This is a genomic window from Mesorhizobium sp. M7A.F.Ca.US.014.04.1.1 (assembly GCF_003998745.1).
Classification (GTDB): domain Bacteria; phylum Pseudomonadota; class Alphaproteobacteria; order Rhizobiales; family Rhizobiaceae; genus Mesorhizobium; species Mesorhizobium ciceri.
Genome location: NZ_RZRW01000048.1, coordinates 1 through 17,931, shown reverse-complemented (window position 1 = coordinate 17,931; position 17,931 = coordinate 1). Strand labels below are relative to the sequence as shown.

Sequence of the window (17,931 nt, the reverse complement as noted above, 5' to 3'; positions counted from 1 at the left end):
GTGCCGAGTTCGCGCGTCTCGCGCGCGAACTCGGCACTGATGAACAGCCCTATTGCCTGGTCATCGGCGGCGGCCAGGGCGGCATCATGCTGGGGGCGCGACTGCGCCAGCTCGGCGTGCCGGCCATCGTCATCGAGAAGAATGCCAGGCCGGGTGACTCATGGCGCAACCGCTACCGCACGCTCGTGCTGCACGATCCGGTCTGGTACGACCATCTGCCCTACATTCCCTTCCCCGAAAACTGGCCGGTGTTCACGCCCAAGGACAAGATGGGCGACTGGCTGGAAATGTATACGCGCGTCATGGAGCTCAACTACTGGGTCGCCACCAAATGCCTCAGCGCCAGCTATGACGAGGCCGAAAAAGTCTGGACCGTGGTCGTCGACCGCGTCGGCCGGCAGATCACGCTGAAGCCCAAGCACATCGTCTTCGCCACCGGCGCCTACGGCCCGCCGCGGCGGATCGATCTGCCGGGCGCCGGCCGGTTCAAGGGCGAGCTGCTGCACTCCAGCCAGTATGCCAGCGGCGACAAATTCCGCGGCAGGAAAGTCGCCGTCATTGGCGCTGCAAGCTCCGGCCACGATGTCTGCGTCGACCTCTGGGAGAGCGGCGCCGAGGTCACCATGATCCAGCGTTCGCCGACGACAGTGGTCAAGTCGGACACGCTGATGGAAGTCGGCTTCGAGATCTTCTCGGAAGACGCACTGTCGCGCGGCATCACCACCGAGAAGGCCGACATGATCGTCGCCTCGACGCCGTTCGCGCTGGTGCCCAAGGGCCAGCAGGCGCTTTACGAGGTGATCAAGGCGCGCGACGCGGCCTTCTACGACCGCTTGCGCGCCGCCGGCTTCGCCATCGATTTCGGCGACGACGAGACCGGCCTTCTGATGAAGGCCTACCGCACCGGCTCCGGCTACTACATCGATGTCGGCGCCTCCGACCTGATCATCGACGGCAAGATCGGCATCCGCAGCGGCGTCGCCATCAAGTCGCTGACCCCGAGCGGCATCCTGTTCGAGGACGGCAGTGAACTCGCCGCCGACGCCATCATCGCCTGCACCGGCTATCAGTCGATGAACGAGAATGTCGCCGCGATCGTTTCGCGCGAAGTCGCCGACAAGGTCGGCCCGTGCTGGGGCCTTGGCTCCGGCGTCAAGGGCGACCCCGGCCCCTGGCAAGGCGAGCTGCGCAATATGTGGAAGCCGACCGCCCAGGAAGCGCTCTGGTTCCACGGCGGCAATCTGGCGCTGTCGCGCTTCTATTCGAAATATGTGGCGCTGCAGATCAAGGCGCGGATGGAAGGCATTGAGACGCCGGTTTACGGGGCGGTGAGCAACGCCGGGTAAAGTCGACCCCCACTCCGTCGAGCTTCGCTCGCCACCTCTCCCCCGATCGACGGGGTAGAGGAAGGGCGCCACACAGATCGGCGAGGGAGAGGAAGGCGCGAGTTCGCCGCCCTTGGCTCCTTCCTCTCGCTCCGGAGGGGGGAGAGGTGGCGCTGCGAAGCAGCGACGGAGTGGGGGAAGCCATTCGCCAAGCGCACAGTCCCAAGACAGGCACAAGCTGGCGAGATCAGCTAGTCGTGCCGATGCCCAAAGTGCCTCGCCGCAACCTCGACATGGGTATGCGCGGCATGCGCCACAAACCGCTCAGTCTCGCTGACATCGTTGACCGCTTCGTTCGGCCACCAGGTGCCGCCGATAACGATGCCTTCGCACACCAGTCTCTGATCGGCGACCAATGACGCGCCGACCGCGTCGACGAAGGTGAAGCGGCCCGGGCGCTGACGGAGCACGGCGACGTCGCCGACCGTGCCGACGGCCAGTGTGCCCAGGTCAGGCCGCGCGATCGCCTGCGCCGGCGCTTGCGTGGCGGCGCGCAGGACCTCGACCAGCGGCATGCCGAGCGCCAGGAGCTTCGACATGCAGACGAGGATGTCGAAGGCGGGACCGTCGACGCAGTAGAGATGCACGTCGCTCGAGATCACGTCGGGCGCCAGCCCTTCTTCGAGCATGGCGCGGGCGACGGCGAAATCGAACGAGCCCATGCCGTGGCCGATGTCGAAGATGACGCCGCGCTCGCGCGCCAGCCGCATGTCGGGCCGCACCGCGCCGGAAGCGAACACCGGCGCATTCGGGAAAGGCCGGAAGCAATGGGTGAGAATGTCGCCCTTGCGCAGGCGCGGCAGCACTTCCGAGCGGCCGGGCGGCGGTTCGTCGATATGCGCCATCAGCGGCAGGCCGGCCTGGTCGGCGGCCTCCAGCGCCAGATCCACCGGCGCGATGCCGCTGGTGCCGCCGGCATGCTTGCCCGAGCGAACCTTTACGCCGACCACGACATCGCGGTGCTCGCGCACCGCAGCCACAACCTCGCGCGGTTCGCAGAGCCTGAGATCGCTGCACTCGCCGACCGACACCGTCTGCGAGAAGCCGAAAATGCCGGCAAAGGAAATGTTGACATAGGCCAGGATGCGAACCTTCGAGCGCTCCATGACATGGCGGCGGAAGCCGAGGAAATTGCCGGCGCCCGCACTGCCGGCATCGATGAAGGTGGTGGTGCCGCTCTTGGCGGCCAGCCGGTCGGCATCGACGCCAAGCGACGTGCCGCCCCAATAGACGTGGCTGTGCAGGTCGACCAGGCCCGGCGTGACGATGCAGCCGCCGGCATCGACGATCTGCGCGGCGCTGTCCGCCGGGATATCGGCGTCGACCGCGGCAACGCGGCCATTGGCGATGGCGACATCGCGCAGCGCGTCGAGGCCAGCGGCCGGATCGATCAGCCGTCCGCCCTTCAGCAGGAGGTCGAATTGCATGGAGTAACCTCCGCTCGTTGCTTTGCTTACAGAGGCCGATAGGCGACCGCCTCGACCTCGATCTTGATATCGATCATCAGCCGCGATTCGACCGTGGTGCGGGCCGGCGGGTTCTTCGGAAAGTGCCTGGCATAGACCGCGTTGAAGGCGCCGAAATCGCGCGCGTCTTCCAGCCACACGGTGGTCTTCACCACATCGTCCATGGTGCAGCCGGCCAGCGCCAGCGCGGCCTTGACGTTGGCGAGCACCTGCTCGGTCTGTTCCGATATGCCGCCCTTGACCACGATGCCGTCGCTGCCGACGGGAACCTGGCCCGAGACATAGACGAGATCGCCTGCCCGCACGGCGGGCGACAACGGCACATGCGACGTTCCAAAACACTGTTTCGGCAAGGGACAAGCCTCCTCTGATGACAGGACGGGGTGCCATTGCAGCGCCCGCTTCGATCGACATTTACGCCGATCCGGCCGATCCTCATAGGGGCCTTGTTGGAAAGCAACATTCTTGGAAATCTGCGTTGCTTTATTACAAGAGCCCTTGCATCGTACGCGCTGACGGGCGGCTTGGAAGCCGCACCGCATAGACGGATTTGCCAGAGCGGAGACAGCAGCAATGACCTACGACAAGAACCCGTTTCCATCAGGCGATGCCGATCGCCACGCGCTCTGGGAAATGCTGGTGCGGCGCGACATCGACGCCTTCATCGGCCAGGACTGGGCCATGGTCGAGGACGATTTCGTCGCCGAGAGTTTCTTCGGCATGCATGCGCATTTCCTGCACAACGCCGACGCCTGGCGGCTGCAGTTTCCAAGGCTCGAAGTCTATCGCGACGAATGGCTGCGCCAGGCCAAAGAGACGGCGGCGACCAAATTCGCCGAGCCGCTGCGCGAGGCGCTGTTTCGCGTCACCAACATGCGAGACATCGACGTCGACGGCGACCGCGCCGTGCTGCACAAGAAGTTCGACGGCTCGGTCGCCAAGGCGGACGGCAGCGTCGACCGGCTGAAATGGCAGACGCTGTATTTCTGCAGCAAGGTCGGCGGAAGCTGGAAGATATCAGGCTTCGTCGGCTACATGCCGCATCCGCTCGGCAGCTAGAGCCAGCTGATCAGTAGAGCGTGACGAAGGCCGGAAACAGCATGCCGGTCGCCCGGAAATGCTCGACCAGTTCGATGGCCGGGAAGATGGCGAGGAAATAGAGCCCGTCGAAAAACGTGCGCTTCAAAGCCCGCGTCGAGAACTGCAGTTCGTCATCGTCGCGGTAGAGCAGCGGGTTTGGCCAGAACCGGGGCGTGCTCTTGGTGTAGGCAAGATAGGCTGGGCCGAACTTGCCGAGCAGAAATTCGGCTTCCTTGCGCGCCGTGACGCGAAAGATGAAAAAGCTGGCAAGGCCCAGCGCCACGGCCGTCATCAGCGAGCCGTAGAGCAATCCAATGCCGACCGCGCCGACCGTCGAGAAGAAATAGAGCGGGTTCTGCGTGGTCGAGAACGGTCCCGTCGAGACCAGTTCCTCGTTCTTCTTGCCGCCGACATAGAGAATGCTCCACAGCCGCCCGACGACACAGACGAGCACCAGGCAAAAGCCGAAGAATTCGAGCGTTTCGTGCCCGTCGGAGCCCTCGCTCAGCCCCGGCTTGGTGAGAAACAGCAGCAACACCGCCAGCGCCGCCGCAACCCGCACGAAGATCAGGCGCTTGCGCTGGTCGAAGGCCTGGGAAACCGGCTTGAGGGTAGCGTAGGTCATTTGGTGTTTCCTGGGGCACTGACGAGTGCCCGTGAGCAATGGGCATGACATTGATGGCGGATGAAAGGCGCACGCCCTCTATCGGCGCAGCGCCGGGCGTTCGTAAAGGACTTTGCGCGGCCCACGTCCATTCTTACGAATTTGTATGCCGCCGGACAGGCCGGCGTGAACTCGTTTGCTTACGCTGCGCGGATCGCCACCGCCGCAACCGTCGACCTCAGGACTTCAGCCATGCTCGCGCCCAACAGGCAACAACCCGCCCCACCGAGCCACAACAGAGTTCCCGACGTCACTCTCGATTTCTGGGTGATCAAGTTGATGGCGGTCACCACCGGCGAGACCGCGGCGGACTATTTTGCCGACACGATCGGGCTTGGGCTGACCGTCACCTCGCTGATCATGACCGGCATCCTGATCGCTGCCCTCGTCCTGCAGTTTGCGCAGAAGCGTTACGTGCCGTGGGCCTACTGGCTGGCGGTGGTGCTGATCAGCATCGTCGGCACCCTGGTGACGGACAATCTCGTCGACACTTTCGGCGTGCGCCTGCAGACCACGACCATCGCCTTCTCGGTTGCGCTCGCCGCGACATTCGCGGTCTGGTACGCCAGCGAACGGACGCTGTCGATCCACACCATCTTCACCACCAGGCGCGAAATCTTCTACTGGCTGGCGATCCTCTTGACCTTCGCGCTCGGCACCGCCGCCGGCGATCTCGTCGCCGAAAGCTTCGACATGGGCTACCTCACCACAGGCCTGCTGTTCGGCGGCGCCATCGCGCTCATCGTGCTGGCCTACTGGCTGCTCAATCTCGACGGCATCCTGGCCTTCTGGCTCGCCTATATCCTGACGCGGCCGCTCGGCGCCTCCTTCGGTGACCTGCTGTCGCGATCGGCCAGGCATGGCGGCCTGGGCTTCGGCACCATCTTCACCAGCCTGCTCTTCCTCGGCTGTATCATTGCGCTCGTCCTGCACATGACCCTGAAGGGGACAACCGACGAAGCCGATGAACTGTTGCTGGACCTGGACTAGGTGCAGGGCGGATGCGCTAGCATTGACAATTGCCGAAAACCCCACCGCTTCGGCCAATCGTGAACGTTCTAGCGCCACCATCCCTGCGCCTTCGTGACATCCTAGGAACAAGCCCGTGCCGGTGATAGCCTGTCCATCTCGGCAACGGACCGGACCTTTCATGCGACTGCTTCTCGTCGAGGACGACCACAGGACGGCCGACTATATCGTCAGGGGACTGACCGAGGCCGGCCATGTCTGCGATCTCCTGCGCAACGGCCATGACGGGCTGTTCGCGGCGACCCGGGGCAAATACGACGTGATCGTCGCCGATCGGATGATCCCCGGTCTCGACGGCCTGTCGATGGTCAAGGCGGTGCGCGCCGCCGGCGTGCGCACGCCGGCGATCTTCCTCACCTCCGTCGGCGGCATCGACGACCGCGTCGAGGGGCTCGAGGCCGGCGGGGACGACTATCTGGTCAAGCCCTTCGCCTTTTCCGAACTCCTCGCTCGCATCAACGCGCTTGGCCGGCGGCCGGCGGCGCAGGAGCAGAAAACCGTCCTACGGGTCGCCGACCTCGAAATGGACCTGATCATGCGCCGCGTCACGAGGCGGGGCCAGCCAATCGACCTGCAGCCGCGGGAGTTCAGCTTGCTGGAAGTGCTGATGCGCGGCGAAGGCCGCGTCATCACCCGCACCATGCTTCTGGAGCGGGTCTGGGATTTTCATTTCGATCCCAGGACCAGCGTCGTCGAGACCCATATCAGCCGGCTGCGGGCCAAGGTCGACAAGCCCTTCGAAACCCAACTCATCCACACCGTCCGCAACACCGGCTACAGCCTGCACGCGCCATGACCGGAACCTGGTCCCGCCTGCTGCGCAGCACGCCATTCCGGCTTGCCCTGACCTTCGCCTTCCTGTTCGTGCTGGCCTTCGTCCTGTCTGGCGCCATCGTCTACCAGATGATGAGCGCCGATCTTGCCGAGCGGCTCGACGACACCATCAAGGAAACCTACGCGGTCGTCGCCGCGACCTATGCCGAGAACGATCTCAAGGAGCTGGTTGAGACCGTCGGCAGCCACTCCCTGCGCAGCCTCAAGAAGGAGCAGCTGTTTTCGTTGACCGACGCAACGGGCAATCGCCTGGCCGGCAACTTCACCGCGGCAGGGCTTCCCGACGGCTTCTCGATGTTCGACACCGAAATGCCCGGCGTGCCGCCCGGCGCCGAGTACCGCGCCTATTCCGGCCCGGTCGGCGGCAACACGCTGACCGTCGCCTTCAGCCTTTCCGAGACGGAGGAGCTGGAGAGGATCGTGCTGATGAGCTTTGGCTGGGGAACCCTGATCATCACCGGGCTGGCGGTCGCCGGCGGCGCCCTGCTCGCCTCGCGCGTCCAGCGCCGTCTCGACGGCATCGCCGCCACCATGGTGGATGTCTCGCATGGACGGCTGGACACCCGCATTCCGCTGACCGGCAAGGGCGACGACATCGACATCGTCTCCAGCCAGGTCAATGCCGCGCTCGACCGCCTGTCGGCGCTGGTCGAAGGCATGAAACAGGTCAGCGCCAACATCGCCCACGATCTGAAGACGCCGCTCAACCGGTTGCAGATGATCCTCGACACCGCGTCGGAAAAGAACCTGTCGGGCCGGAAAATCGCCGCTGAACTGGCGGAGGCGCATGCCGAGAGCCTGCAGATCAACGAGACCTTCGATGCCCTGCTGCGCATCGCGCAGATCGAGGCCGGCGCCCGCCGGGCGCGGTTCACCGATGTCGATCTGGGCGAGGTGCTGCAAACCATCGCCGAGATCTATGCCGATGTTGCCGAGGACGACGGAAAGTCGCTGTCGTTGGCGCAACCACAGGAAACGACGGACCGGATCCATGGCGATCGCGAGCTGCTGACGCAGATGTTCGCCAATCTGGTCGAGAACGCGTTGCGCCATTGTCCATCGGGCACGACGATAAAGCTGTCGGTGGCGCGCCAGGACGAACGCGTCGTTGCGGGCGTCGCCGACAACGGTCCCGGCATTCCGGCGGCAGAGCGCGAGAAAGTGTTCCAGCGGCTCTACCGGCTGGACCACAGCCGCTCGACATCAGGCAGCGGCCTCGGGCTCAGCCTTGTCCGGGCCATCGCCGATCTGCACGGCGCATCGATCACGCTCGAGGATTGCCGACCGGGACTTGCGGTGGTGGTGCGTTTTCCGCTGGCTACGGATTAGCCGGCGAAACGGCTGGTGCTGTTCAAGCCCAGCTTGGGTTGAGAGGTCCCCTCACCTATCTATCCGCGTCGACAGGATGATCGACGACAGCGTCCGCTCGACTCCATCCATGGCGCCGATCTGATCGAGCAGCATGTCGAGGTCGCGGATTGATGGCGCATCGACGATGACGATCATGTCGAAATTGCCGCTGACCGAATGCAGCGTCCTGACCGTCGCCAAACCGCGCAGGCCGCGCACCACCTTGTCGGCAAGCTTGGGCGTCACGGTGAGCAGCACATGCGCCCGCACCAGCCCCTGCTCATAATCCGGCGCCAGCCGCACGCCGTAGCCTGATATGATGCCGCGCTGCTCCAGCCGTTCGATCCGGCTCTGCACGGTTGTCCGCGAGACGCCAAGCCGCCGCGCCAGCTCGGCGGTCGAGGCGCGCGCATTCTCGCGCAGCAGCGAAAGCAGGGTCTGTTCGGCATCGCTGAGCATTTCGACGATTCTTCTCGGCGGACTGACCAATCAATGGGTTCGTTTCGTACAGAACCACGCTTCCTTTCGACGGGCAAGCTGCGAATCTGTGCTCACAACCAGTGAGGGATTTGTCATGAAGAAAATTGTCGTTGTCGGCGCCGGCAAGATCGGCTCGACCATTGCCGAGATGCTCGCCGCCACGGGAGATTATCAGGTCACGCTCGTCGACCGCTCGGCAGCACAGCTCGCAGCGGCCGAAGTCCCGGCCACGGTTGCGACGCTGGAGCTCGACATCGAAGCGTCCGGCACGCTTGAAGCCGCACTCGCCGGCAAATTCGCGGTGCTCAGCGCCGCTCCCTTCCATCTGACCACCCGCATCGCCGAGGCGGCGGCCAGTGCCGGCGTGCACTATCTCGACCTGACCGAGGACGTCGTCTCGACCCGCCGCGTCAAGGAATTGGCGCGTTCGGGCAGAAGCGCCTTCATTCCGCAATGCGGCCTGGCGCCGGGCTTCATCTCGATCGTCGCCAACGATCTCGCCAGCCGGTTCGATTCGCTGGAAAGCGTGCGCATGCGCGTCGGCGCCCTGCCGCAATACCCGTCCAACGCGCTGAACTACAATCTCACCTGGAGCACCGACGGCGTCATCAACGAATATTGCGAGCCCTGCGAGGCGATCGTCGAAGGCGAGCTGGTCGAGGTGCCGCCGCTGGAAGAGCGCGAGGAGTTCTCGCTCGACGGCGTCACCTACGAGGCATTCAACACCTCCGGCGGCCTCGGCACACTGGCCGAGACGCTGAAGGGCAAGGTGCGCACGCTCAACTACCGCACCATTCGCTACCCCGGCCACGCCGCGATCATGAAGGCGCTGCTCAACGACCTCGGCCTGCGCCATCGCCGCGACGTGCTGAAGGACATTTTTGAAAGCGCCCTGCCGGCGACATTGCAGGACGTCGTCATCGTCTTCGTCACCGTCTCCGGCCGCAAGAACGGCCGCCTGCTGCAGGAGACCTACGCCAACAAGGTCTATTCCCAGCGTATCGGCCAGGTGGTGCGCAGCGCCATCCAGATCACCACGGCGTCCGGCATCTGCGCCGTGCTCGACATGCTGGCCGACGGCAGCCTGCCGGCGACCGGCTTCATCAAGCAGGAAGACATCGCGCTGGACGCGTTTCTAGCCAACCGTTTTGGCCGCGCCTATGCCCAGCACGAAATGGTGAGTCGGCTGGCGGGGTGAAGCGGCGTGTCTCTCTTGTGGAGAGGCGGGCGGGACAGTGCCCCCCCTCTGCCCTGCCGGGCATCTCCCCCTCTAGGGGGGAGATCGGCTGTCATCTTAGATTTCGCCAATTTTTGAAAGTTTTGGAAGAGGCAGGTTGCCCGAAACTGCCAATCTCCCCCCTTGAGGGGAGATGTCCGGCAGAACAGAGGGGGGCGCTGTCCCGCCGGCATCACCGCTTTTGCGCCATCGCGAATTAAATATGCAGCGCGTGTCCCAGCGCCTTCAGCGCTGCTTCCTGGAATCCCTCGCCCTGCGTCGGATGCGCGTGGATGGTGCCGGCGATGTCCTCCAGCCGCGCGCCCATCTCCAGCGCCAGCCCGAACGCCGCCGCCAGTTCCGACACACCCTGCCCGACCGCCTGGATGCCGAGCACCAGATGGTTGTCGGCGCGGGCCAAGACGCGGACAAAGCCGTCCTCGCCCAGCTTCGTCATCGCCCGGCCGTTGGCCGCGAACGGGAACATGCCGATCTTGATCTCGCCGCCGAGCGCCTTGGCTTCTTCCGGCGAAAGACCAGCGGTCACCAGTTCGGGATCGGTGAAGCAAACGGCGGGTATCGAACGCTTGTCCCAGCTGCGCTTGTGGCCGGCAACGATCTCGGCGACCATCTCGCCCTGCGCCATCGCCCGGTGCGCCAGCATCGGCTCGCCGGTGACGTCGCCAATGGCGAAGATGCCGCGCATCGAGGTGCGGCACTGGTCGTCGATGCGGATGAATTTGCCGGCCATGTCGAGGTCGATCTGCTCGAGCCCCCAGCCTTCGGTCACCGGCTTGCGCCCGACCGTGACCAGGATTTTTTCGGCGGCGACCTTGGCGCTCTTGCCGTCCGAGGTCTCGACCAGCAACGCGTCACCCTTGGTTGAAAGCCCCTTGGCCTTGGCGCCCAGCATCACCTCGACGCCGAGCGCGGTGAGCCGCTTGACCACCGGCCGGGTCAGCTCGGCATCATACTGCGCCAGCACGCGCGGCAAGGCCTCGATCACGGTCACCTCAGCGCCCATCTTGGCAAATGCCATGCCCAGTTCCAGCCCAATATAGCCGCCACCGACGACCGCGAGATTTTTCGGCACGTCGCTGAGTGCCAGTGCCTCGGTTGACGAAATCACCCGACCGCCAAACGGCAGGAACGGCAGCTCCACCGGCGCCGAGCCGGAGGCGATGACGATCGTTTCGGCCCGGATCACCTGCACGCCCGTCTCGGTCTCGACCGCGACCGTCTTGCCGTCGCGAAAGCTCGCCCAGCCATGCACGGTTTTCACGCCTGCCTTCTTGAGCAGGCCGGCGACGCCACTGTTGAGCCGGCTGACGATGCCGTCCTTCCAGGCGACGGTCCGGGCAAGATCGAGCGTCGGCGCGGTGACCGAAATGCCGAGCGGGCTCTTGCCGCCCGCCATGTGCGACACCTTCTCGAACTCCTCCGCCGCATGGATCAGCGCCTTGGACGGGATGCAGCCGACATTGAGGCAGGTGCCGCCCGGCTTGCCGGCCTCGACGATCACCGTATCGACGCCGAGCTGTCCGGCCCGGATGGCGCAGACATAGCCGCCCGGCCCGGCGCCGATGACGAGCAGCTTGCAGGAGATTTCTTTCATGATGGCACGCTCTTTCTGGTGGCGAAGGCCCCCTCATCCGGCCGCTTCGCGGCCACCTTCTCCCCGGTGGGGAGAAGAGGCGAGCACAGACGCCGGCGACCTCCTCTCCCCTCGGGGAGAGGTCGGATTGCCCCGAATTGCCCTTCGCAATTCGGTTTTGGCAATCCGGGTGAGGGAGCCCTTGCGACCGTTCTCATCCCCTCAATCCACGAAAATCAGCGCCGGCGTTTCCAGCAGCGTCTTGATCCGCTGGATGAACACCGCCGCATCCCACCCATCGATCACCCGATGGTCGAAGCTCGACGACAGGTTCATCATCTTGCGCGGCATGAACTGGGTGCCGTCCCACACCGGCCGCACCATCATCTTGTTGACGCCGACGATCGCCACTTCCGGATGGTTGATGACCGGCGTCGTCGCCACGCCGCCCATGGCGCCGAGCGAGGTGATGGTGATGGTCGAGCCGGACAGCTCGTCGCGTGTTGCCGTGCCGGACTTGGCCGCCTCGGCCAGCCTGATGACCTCGGCGCCGCAATCCCAGATGTCGCGCGCCTCGGCGTGCTTGACCACCGGAACCACCAGCCCCGACGGCGTCTGTGCGGCGATGCCGATATGGATGCCGCCATGCTGATGGACGATGCCGGCCTCGTCGTCGAACAGGGAATTGAGATTGGGCTGGTCCGCGATCGCCTTGACCATCGCCCGCATCAGGAACGGCAGCAGCGTCAGTTTCGGCCGCTCCACGCCAGGACGCTTCTCCTTGTTGAGCGCCGCGCGCAATTCCTCCAGTGCGGTGACGTCGATCTCCTCGACATAGGTGATGTGCGGAATGCGCGATTTGGACAGCGACATCTTCTCGGCGATCTTGCGCCGCAAGCCGACCACCTTGATATCCTGCACAGCGTCGTTGCGGGCGAGGCCGGATGCCTTTGCGACCTGCGGCCCGCGGGCCAGGAACGCTTCGATGTCCTCATGGCCGATGCGACCGGCCGGACCGGATCCGGCAACCTGCCTGAGATCGATGCCGGCTTCTTTTGCCCGCAGACGAACGGCCGGCGACGCCAGCGGTCTTTCGCCTTGAAGCCGCGGCGCGCCGGAGACGGAAGGCTGCGCCGTGCTTTTCTGTGAGGCTGCCGGTTTCGCCTTGGGCTCGTCGCTCTTTGGGGATGTCTTCACGACCGGCGCAGCAGCCTCGGGCTTCGGCGTCGGAAGTTTTGCCGGAGGCTCAGCGGACACCGCTTCCGCTTCGGCGCCTTGCGGCTTGGCGTTGCCCTCGCCCGCCACCTTCAGCCGCACGATGGGCGAGCCGATGGCCACCGTGTCGCCGATCTCGGCGCCCAGCCACAGGATCTCGCCATCAACCGGCGAGGGGATTTCAACCGTCGCCTTGTCGGTCATGACTGCGGCGAGCACAGTGTCCTCGCGGACGATATCGCCGACCTTGACGTGCCATTCGACCAGCTCGGCCTCGGCGACGCCTTCGCCGACATCGGGCAGCTTGATGATGTGTTCGCCCATCTCAGGCTCCCATGGTTTCAAGCAAGGCACGGCCAACGCGGGCGGGACCGGGAAAATAATCCCACTCCTGCGCATGCGGATAGGGCGTGTCCCAGCCGGCAACGCGAGCAACCGGCGCTTCGAGGTGATAGAAACAGTTTTCCTGCACCAGCGCCGACAGCTCGGCGCCGAAGCCCGAGGTCAGCGTCGCCTCATGCACGATGACGCAGCGCCCGGTCTTTTTCACCGAGGCGACGATCGTATCGAGATCAAGCGGCAGCAGGGTCCTGAGGTCGATGATCTCGGCATCGATGCCGGTTTCTTCGACAGCCGCCTGCGCGACATAGACCATGGTGCCGTAGGCGAGCACGGTGAGGGCCGAGCCTGCCCTGCGGATCGCCGCCTTGCCGAGCGGCACCGTGTAGTGGCCGTCGGCCACCTCGCCCAGCTCATGCTTCGACCAGGGCGTCACCGGCCGGTCGTGATGACCATCGAACGGACCGTTGTAGAGCCGCTTCGGCTCGAGGAAGATCACCGGATCCGGATCCTCGATCGCCGCGATCAAAAGCCCCTTGGCGTCGTGCGGGTTGGACGGCACCACCGTCTTCAGCCCCGACACATGGGTGAACAGCGCCTCAGGGCTCTGGCTGTGCGTCTGGCCGCCAAAAATGCCGCCGCCGGTCGGCATGCGCACCACGATCGGGCAGGTGAAATCGCCGTTGGAGCGGTAGCGCAGCCGTGCCGCTTCCTGGGTCAGCTGGTCGTAGGCCGGGTACATGTAGTCGGCAAACTGAATTTCCACGCACGGCTTCAAGCCATAGGCGGCCATGCCTATGGCCGAGCCGACAATGCCGGATTCGTTGATCGGCGCATCGAAGCAGCGGCTCTTGCCGTATTTGGCCTGCAAGCCCTGCGTGCAGCGGAAGACGCCGCCGAAGAAGCCGACGTCCTCGCCGAACACGACGACTTTCTCGTCGCGCCCCATCGACACATCCATGGCATCGCGAATGGCCTCGATCATGGTCCGTCTCGGCATGGCTCAGACTCCCGCCTGCTGGCGCTGGCGCCTGAGATGCGGCGGCATCTCGGCATAGAGCCCCTCGAACATGTCGCGCGTCGACGGCTTGCCGCCGGCATGCAGCGTGCCGTGGCTTTCCGCTTCCTTCTGCGCCGCGATAACCGTGTCGAGGATTTCCGCCTCGGCCTGCGCGTGCCGCTCGTCCGACCAGACGCCGAGCGCGATGAGATGGTTCTTCAGCCGCACGATCGGGTCGCCGAGCGGCCAGGCGTCGGATTCGGTCTTCGGCCGGTAGGCGGACGGGTCGTCCGAGCTCGAATGTGCGCCGGCACGGTAGGTGACATATTCGACCAGCGTCGGCCCGAGATTGCTGCGCGCCCGCTCCGCCGCCCATTTGGCGACCGCATGCACCGCGAGATAGTCGTTGCCGTCGACGCGCAGTGACGGGATGCCGAAGCCGAGGCCCCTCGCCGCGAACGTGCCCGAACCGCCGCGCGCGATGCCTTGAAAGGTCGAGATCGCCCACTGGTTGTTGACGACATTGAGCACGACCGGCGCCTTGTAGGTGGAGGCGAACACCAGCGCCGAATGGAAATCGGACTCGGCCGTCGAGCCGTCGCCGATCCACGCGGCTGCGATGCGTGAATCGTTCGATATCGCCGAGGCCATCGCCCAGCCGACCGCCTGGATGTACTGCGTCGCCAGATTGCCGGAGATCGAGAAGAAGCCGTGCTCCTTCGAAGAATACATGACCGGCAATTGCCGGCCCTTCAGCGGGTCGGCTTCGTTGGAATAGATCTGGTTCATCATCGTGACCATCGGGTAGCCATCGGCAATCAGCAGCCCTGCCTGGCGATAGGTCGGAAAGTTCATGTCGCCCGGCGCCAGTGCCTTGCGGAAGGCGCAAGCCACAGCCTCTTCGCCCAGATGCTGCATGTAGAACGAGGTCTTGCCCTGCCGCTGCGCCATCTGCATGCGCGCATCGAAGGTCCGCAGCGTCATCATGTGGCGCAGGCCGGTGAGAAGTTCGTCGCTGGACAGCAGGCTGGCCCACGGGCCGACGGCCTCGCCAGTGCGGTTCAGCACGCGGATGATCGAGAAGGCATGATCGCGGATGGTGCGCGGATCGACATCGATCTCCGGGCGCGGCACAGAGCCGGCCTTGGGGATCGGCACATTGGAAAAGTCAGGCGTTCCGCCCGGCCGCACTTCCGGCTCCGGAACGTGGAAACGCAACATCCCAGCATCGGCCATGACCTTTGTCCTCCAATGTTGCCCGGAACAGATATTTGCATATCTGCGCCGCCAGTGCGAATTCGTCGGGTAGCCTGCGGACGTCGGTCCCGGCCACGCCGGCCGATCCAGCCTCCCGCACCCAAGATGAAGATATGTCCGCGAAATTTCTTGTCGATGTTGGGCGGTGGCGCGCAATTAGAGGGAAGGTTGGGCGAGGTTTGCCGGCAGATAAGGTGATTGGTCGACGAACTCGCGCCTTTCCTCTCCCCCGTCGATCGGGGGAGAGGAAGGGAGCCAAGGCTGGCCAACTCGCGCCCTTCCTCTCCCCCGTCGATCGGGGGAGAGGTGTCGAGCGAAGCTCGACGGAGTGGGGGTCGACCGTTCGCCCAAGCTGGATGCCGCCCCCACATCATGCTAACCAACCCGCCATGGCACAGAAGAAAGCATATGAGGTCGATGGCTGGCTCGCGAAGCCGGACCAGCGGATCTCCATCGTCCTGCTTTACGGCCCCGATCGCGGCCTCGTCTCCGAGCGAGCAAAGGCCTTTGCCGGCAAGACCGGCCTGCCGCTCGACGATCCCTTCTCGGTGGTCAGGCTGGAGGGGTCGGAGGTCGACCGAGACGAGGGCCGGCTGCTCGACGAGGCCCGCACCGTGCCGATGTTTTCCGACCGGCGCCTGCTGTGGGTGCGCAATGCCAGCGGCCAGAAGGCATTGGCCGACGACGTCAAGGCGCTGACGGCCGAGCCCGCGCGCGATGCGATCATTCTCATCGAGGCCGGCGACCTCAAGAAAGGTGTCGGCCTGCGCGCCATCGTCGAGGCGGCCGACAACGCCATGGCCCTGCCTTGCTATGCCGATGAAGCCCGCGACATCGACACCGTCATCGACGGCGAACTGGGCAGGGCCGGCATGTCGATGACCATGGAAGCGAGACAGGCGCTGCGCCGCAATCTCGGCGGCGACCGGCTGGCCTCGCGCGGTGAGATCGAGAAGCTTGTGCTCTACGCCCATGGCCAGACCGAGATCGGCCTGGAGGAGGTCAAAGCGATGTCAGGTGATGTCTCCGGCGCGTCTTTCGACGACGCGGTCGACGCGCTTCTCGAAGGCAAGATCGGCGACTTCGACACCGCCTTCACCCGCCATTGCCAGTCCGGCGGCCAGCCCTTCCTGGTGCTGTCCTCGGCAATGCGGCAGTTGCAGCAGATCCAGATCATGCGCGGCCAGATGGAGTCCGGCAACCGCAACGCCGCCTCGGTCGTTGCCGCCGCCCGCCCGCCGGTGTTTTTCTCCAGGCGCAAGCTGGTGGAGAAAGCGCTGGAACGCTGGAGCACCGAAGCGCTCGGCCGCGCGTTGACTCGGCTGCAGACGGCGGTGCTGCAGACCAGGCGGCGGCCGGATCTTTCCGTCGCGCTGGCAAGACAGGCGCTGCTTGGCATTGCGGTGGAGAGCAGCAGGTTGGCGCAGCGGTAGGAGAGCGATCCTCCTCTTCTCGGCGCCGAGCGCTGCCTCCATCGGTCAATTCATTGTCATGGCGCCCACCTGCTGGAAGGTTGGCAGCGCCTGTGGAAAGACCAGCACCGCCGCGCCGTAAAGAAGCAGAGCGATACCCGACACCTTTGCGATCCCACCTCCGGACGGGAGGGTCTTTTCCGCAAAGATCAGCAAGGTGACCACGGCCATTGCGGCGACGTTCATGATCCCGAGAGGAAAGAGGGCGAGAAACAAAAGCCAGCAGCAGCCCAGGCAAAAAAGTCCATGCTCCAGGCCCATGCGAACCGCACCCCAATAACCATCGCGCCATGAGGTCAGGATGAAGCCAATCGGCGTGCGGCATTTGGCCAGACACAGATCTTTCAGTGGGGAGAGTTGATAGGCGCCCCCAATCATCAGCAGCGCGCCGCCGATACGCGCGGCCGTCGCAGCGGACAAACCCACATGCCCGGCAAGCATCTCCGCACCCGCCGCACCGGCAAAGGCGATAACGCCCATCACGCCCCAAACCAGCATATACCCGGCCACGAACACCCAGCTCGAGACAAAGGTCTCGCCCCGGCTCTGTTTGCCGGCCTGGACCTGGTGAAACGTCAGGATCATGGGCGCGGCCGTCGGAAACATCATGGCAATCATCATGATCATCCAGATGGCAAGAAACAGCGGCGCCTTCATACCCATGGTGAGTGCGTACATTTCCATGCGCATGTCCGCGTCCATGCCCATCTGCTGCCAGACAAGCAGGGTCCACGCCGCCGCAGCGATAGCGATCAGCAGCGCGAGAATGATGTATCGCTGCAACGTCGGGGCCATGGACGAGGTCGTTCCGTGCTACGCTGCCTACGGCTACTGCTGCCCAGACCAATTGATCGGGGCGTAATGTCCGTTTCGGCGGGAATTGTCCCAGCTCATGCCATGATCGCTGAATGTACTGCCTTCCGCCCCCATCGCCAGGGCGAGCCAATCGGGATTGACAGGATGGCCTGTGGCCGCCCACATCTGCCCGTCCTCGCGCATTGTCGGCAGCGGCTCGACCGCCATCTGCATGACCCCCGCAATCTCCGCCGACCGCTTCTTGCCGTCTATCCGGTAGCTTATCGGCACCTTCTTGGCGCCAAGATTCGTGCCAATCATGAGTGCCAGCACCGCCATAGGGCCGCCCGCAGCGCCGGTGAAGATGGCACCTAGCGCCTCTGTTTGCCTGTCATCGGCCCGTTCGTCGATATAGGCGGCGGCCGTCCAATTGCCGTTTGCCATAGGACCCGGCGTGTGAGCGACCATCGCGACACTGAGCCCATCCAATCGAACGTCGCCGTAGTTGCCCGTGTTGATATGAAAGACCAAACCGACGTCGCAAACACCTTTCGTCGGCTTCGATGTCAGCTGCGCGTTGGTGGACAGCAGACAAGGACATACGACATCGCAGCTACAATTTTCGAAGTAACTTCCGGACAATTGCCAACGGACTGCCATTTGCACCTCCCACTTGCGTCAGGCGCGTCGGCATATCGCATTGGCGGGGCGGGGGCCCTTTTCCGGTGTTTTTGGGACCGCCAATAGGCCCCGCC

At 64.6% G+C, this 17,931-nt stretch carries 17 protein-coding genes; 7 read left to right on the top strand and 10 right to left on the bottom strand.

The window, feature by feature from the left end; all coding sequences use genetic code 11:
• A partial coding sequence (locus EOA22_RS05540) for an NAD(P)/FAD-dependent oxidoreductase (protein WP_164755254.1) occupies positions 1-1,346 on the top strand: 1,346 nt, incomplete at its 5' end.
• 230 nt (positions 1,347-1,576) lie between these two features.
• Here EOA22_RS05540 and EOA22_RS05535 read toward each other — a convergent pair.
• Positions 1,577-2,812: an amidohydrolase/deacetylase family metallohydrolase gene (locus EOA22_RS05535; protein WP_063169590.1), complete on the bottom strand. Its 1,236-nt coding sequence runs from the start codon at positions 2,810-2,812 to the stop codon at positions 1,577-1,579.
• A gap of 26 nt (positions 2,813-2,838) precedes the next feature.
• Positions 2,839-3,204 carry a RidA family protein gene (locus tag EOA22_RS05530; RefSeq protein WP_063169591.1) on the bottom strand — a complete coding sequence of 122 codons (366 nt, stop codon included), beginning with the start codon at positions 3,202-3,204 and terminating at the stop codon, positions 2,839-2,841.
• A 220-nt stretch (positions 3,205-3,424) separates the two neighbouring features.
• Between EOA22_RS05530 and EOA22_RS05525 the strand changes: the two genes are divergently transcribed.
• Positions 3,425-3,910, top strand: coding sequence for a hypothetical protein (locus EOA22_RS05525; protein WP_027162851.1), 486 nt, complete (start codon positions 3,425-3,427; stop codon positions 3,908-3,910).
• A gap of 10 nt (positions 3,911-3,920) precedes the next feature.
• Here EOA22_RS05525 and EOA22_RS05520 read toward each other — a convergent pair whose 3' ends face one another.
• The gene (locus tag EOA22_RS05520; RefSeq protein WP_063169592.1) at positions 3,921-4,556 is read right to left on the bottom strand and encodes an isoprenylcysteine carboxylmethyltransferase family protein; all 636 of its coding nucleotides are present in this window, start codon (positions 4,554-4,556) and stop codon (positions 3,921-3,923) included.
• A gap of 231 nt (positions 4,557-4,787) precedes the next feature.
• Here EOA22_RS05520 and EOA22_RS05515 point away from each other — a divergent pair, with 231 nt between their 5' ends.
• From EOA22_RS05515 to EOA22_RS05505, 3 genes are all read left to right on the top strand, one after another.
• Positions 4,788-5,585 (top strand): hypothetical protein, encoded by a 798-nt coding sequence (locus tag EOA22_RS05515; protein WP_063170407.1) that lies wholly within the window; start codon positions 4,788-4,790, stop codon positions 5,583-5,585.
• A 160-nt stretch (positions 5,586-5,745) separates the two neighbouring features.
• A complete protein-coding gene (locus EOA22_RS05510) occupies positions 5,746-6,420 on the top strand; it encodes a winged helix-turn-helix domain-containing protein (RefSeq protein WP_013528748.1) in 675 nt (224 codons plus the stop codon).
• Positions 6,417-7,787 (top strand): HAMP domain-containing sensor histidine kinase, encoded by a 1,371-nt coding sequence (locus tag EOA22_RS05505; RefSeq protein ID WP_024504077.1) that lies wholly within the window; start codon positions 6,417-6,419, stop codon positions 7,785-7,787. The genes EOA22_RS05510 and EOA22_RS05505 overlap by 4 nt, the downstream gene beginning before the upstream one ends.
• 51 nt (positions 7,788-7,838) lie before the next feature.
• On the opposite strand, the gene EOA22_RS05500 is transcribed toward EOA22_RS05505, so the two are convergent.
• Positions 7,839-8,267, bottom strand: coding sequence for an Lrp/AsnC family transcriptional regulator (locus EOA22_RS05500; protein ID WP_013528746.1), 429 nt, complete (start codon positions 8,265-8,267; stop codon positions 7,839-7,841).
• Between the two features lie 115 nt (positions 8,268-8,382).
• Between EOA22_RS05500 and EOA22_RS05495 the strand changes: the two genes are divergently transcribed.
• The gene (locus tag EOA22_RS05495; protein ID WP_024504078.1) at positions 8,383-9,486 is read left to right on the top strand and encodes a saccharopine dehydrogenase family protein; all 1,104 of its coding nucleotides are present in this window, start codon (positions 8,383-8,385) and stop codon (positions 9,484-9,486) included.
• A 235-nt stretch (positions 9,487-9,721) separates the two neighbouring features.
• On the opposite strand, the gene lpdA is transcribed toward EOA22_RS05495, so the two are convergent.
• The 4 genes from lpdA to EOA22_RS05475 all read right to left on the bottom strand — a co-directional run bounded on the left by lpdA (position 9,722) and on the right by EOA22_RS05475 (position 14,888).
• On the bottom strand, positions 9,722-11,119 hold the full coding sequence (lpdA, locus tag EOA22_RS05490; RefSeq protein WP_063169593.1) for a dihydrolipoyl dehydrogenase: 1,398 nt from the start codon (positions 11,117-11,119) through the stop codon (positions 9,722-9,724).
• 201 nt (positions 11,120-11,320) lie between these two features.
• Positions 11,321-12,637 (bottom strand): dihydrolipoamide acetyltransferase family protein, encoded by a 1,317-nt coding sequence (locus EOA22_RS05485; protein WP_063169594.1) that lies wholly within the window; start codon positions 12,635-12,637, stop codon positions 11,321-11,323.
• Position 12,638: 1 nt separating this feature from the next.
• Positions 12,639-13,652 (bottom strand): alpha-ketoacid dehydrogenase subunit beta, encoded by a 1,014-nt coding sequence (locus tag EOA22_RS05480; RefSeq protein WP_013528742.1) that lies wholly within the window; start codon positions 13,650-13,652, stop codon positions 12,639-12,641.
• 3 nt (positions 13,653-13,655) lie between these two features.
• Positions 13,656-14,888: a 3-methyl-2-oxobutanoate dehydrogenase (2-methylpropanoyl-transferring) subunit alpha gene (locus EOA22_RS05475; protein ID WP_063169595.1), complete on the bottom strand. Its 1,233-nt coding sequence runs from the start codon at positions 14,886-14,888 to the stop codon at positions 13,656-13,658.
• A gap of 410 nt (positions 14,889-15,298) precedes the next feature.
• Between EOA22_RS05475 and holA the strand changes: the two genes are divergently transcribed.
• The gene (gene holA, locus EOA22_RS05470) at positions 15,299-16,342 is read left to right on the top strand and encodes a DNA polymerase III subunit delta (RefSeq protein WP_013528740.1); all 1,044 of its coding nucleotides are present in this window, start codon (positions 15,299-15,301) and stop codon (positions 16,340-16,342) included.
• A gap of 45 nt (positions 16,343-16,387) precedes the next feature.
• Here the strand turns inward: holA and EOA22_RS05465 are convergent, their stop codons facing one another.
• The gene (locus EOA22_RS05465; RefSeq protein ID WP_013528739.1) at positions 16,388-17,176 is read right to left on the bottom strand and encodes a DUF2182 domain-containing protein; all 789 of its coding nucleotides are present in this window, start codon (positions 17,174-17,176) and stop codon (positions 16,388-16,390) included.
• Between the two features lie 33 nt (positions 17,177-17,209).
• Positions 17,210-17,836, bottom strand: a complete 627-nt coding sequence (locus EOA22_RS05460) for a DUF1326 domain-containing protein (RefSeq protein WP_063169596.1) — start codon at positions 17,834-17,836, stop codon at positions 17,210-17,212.
• Positions 17,837-17,931: the final 95 nt, after the last annotated feature.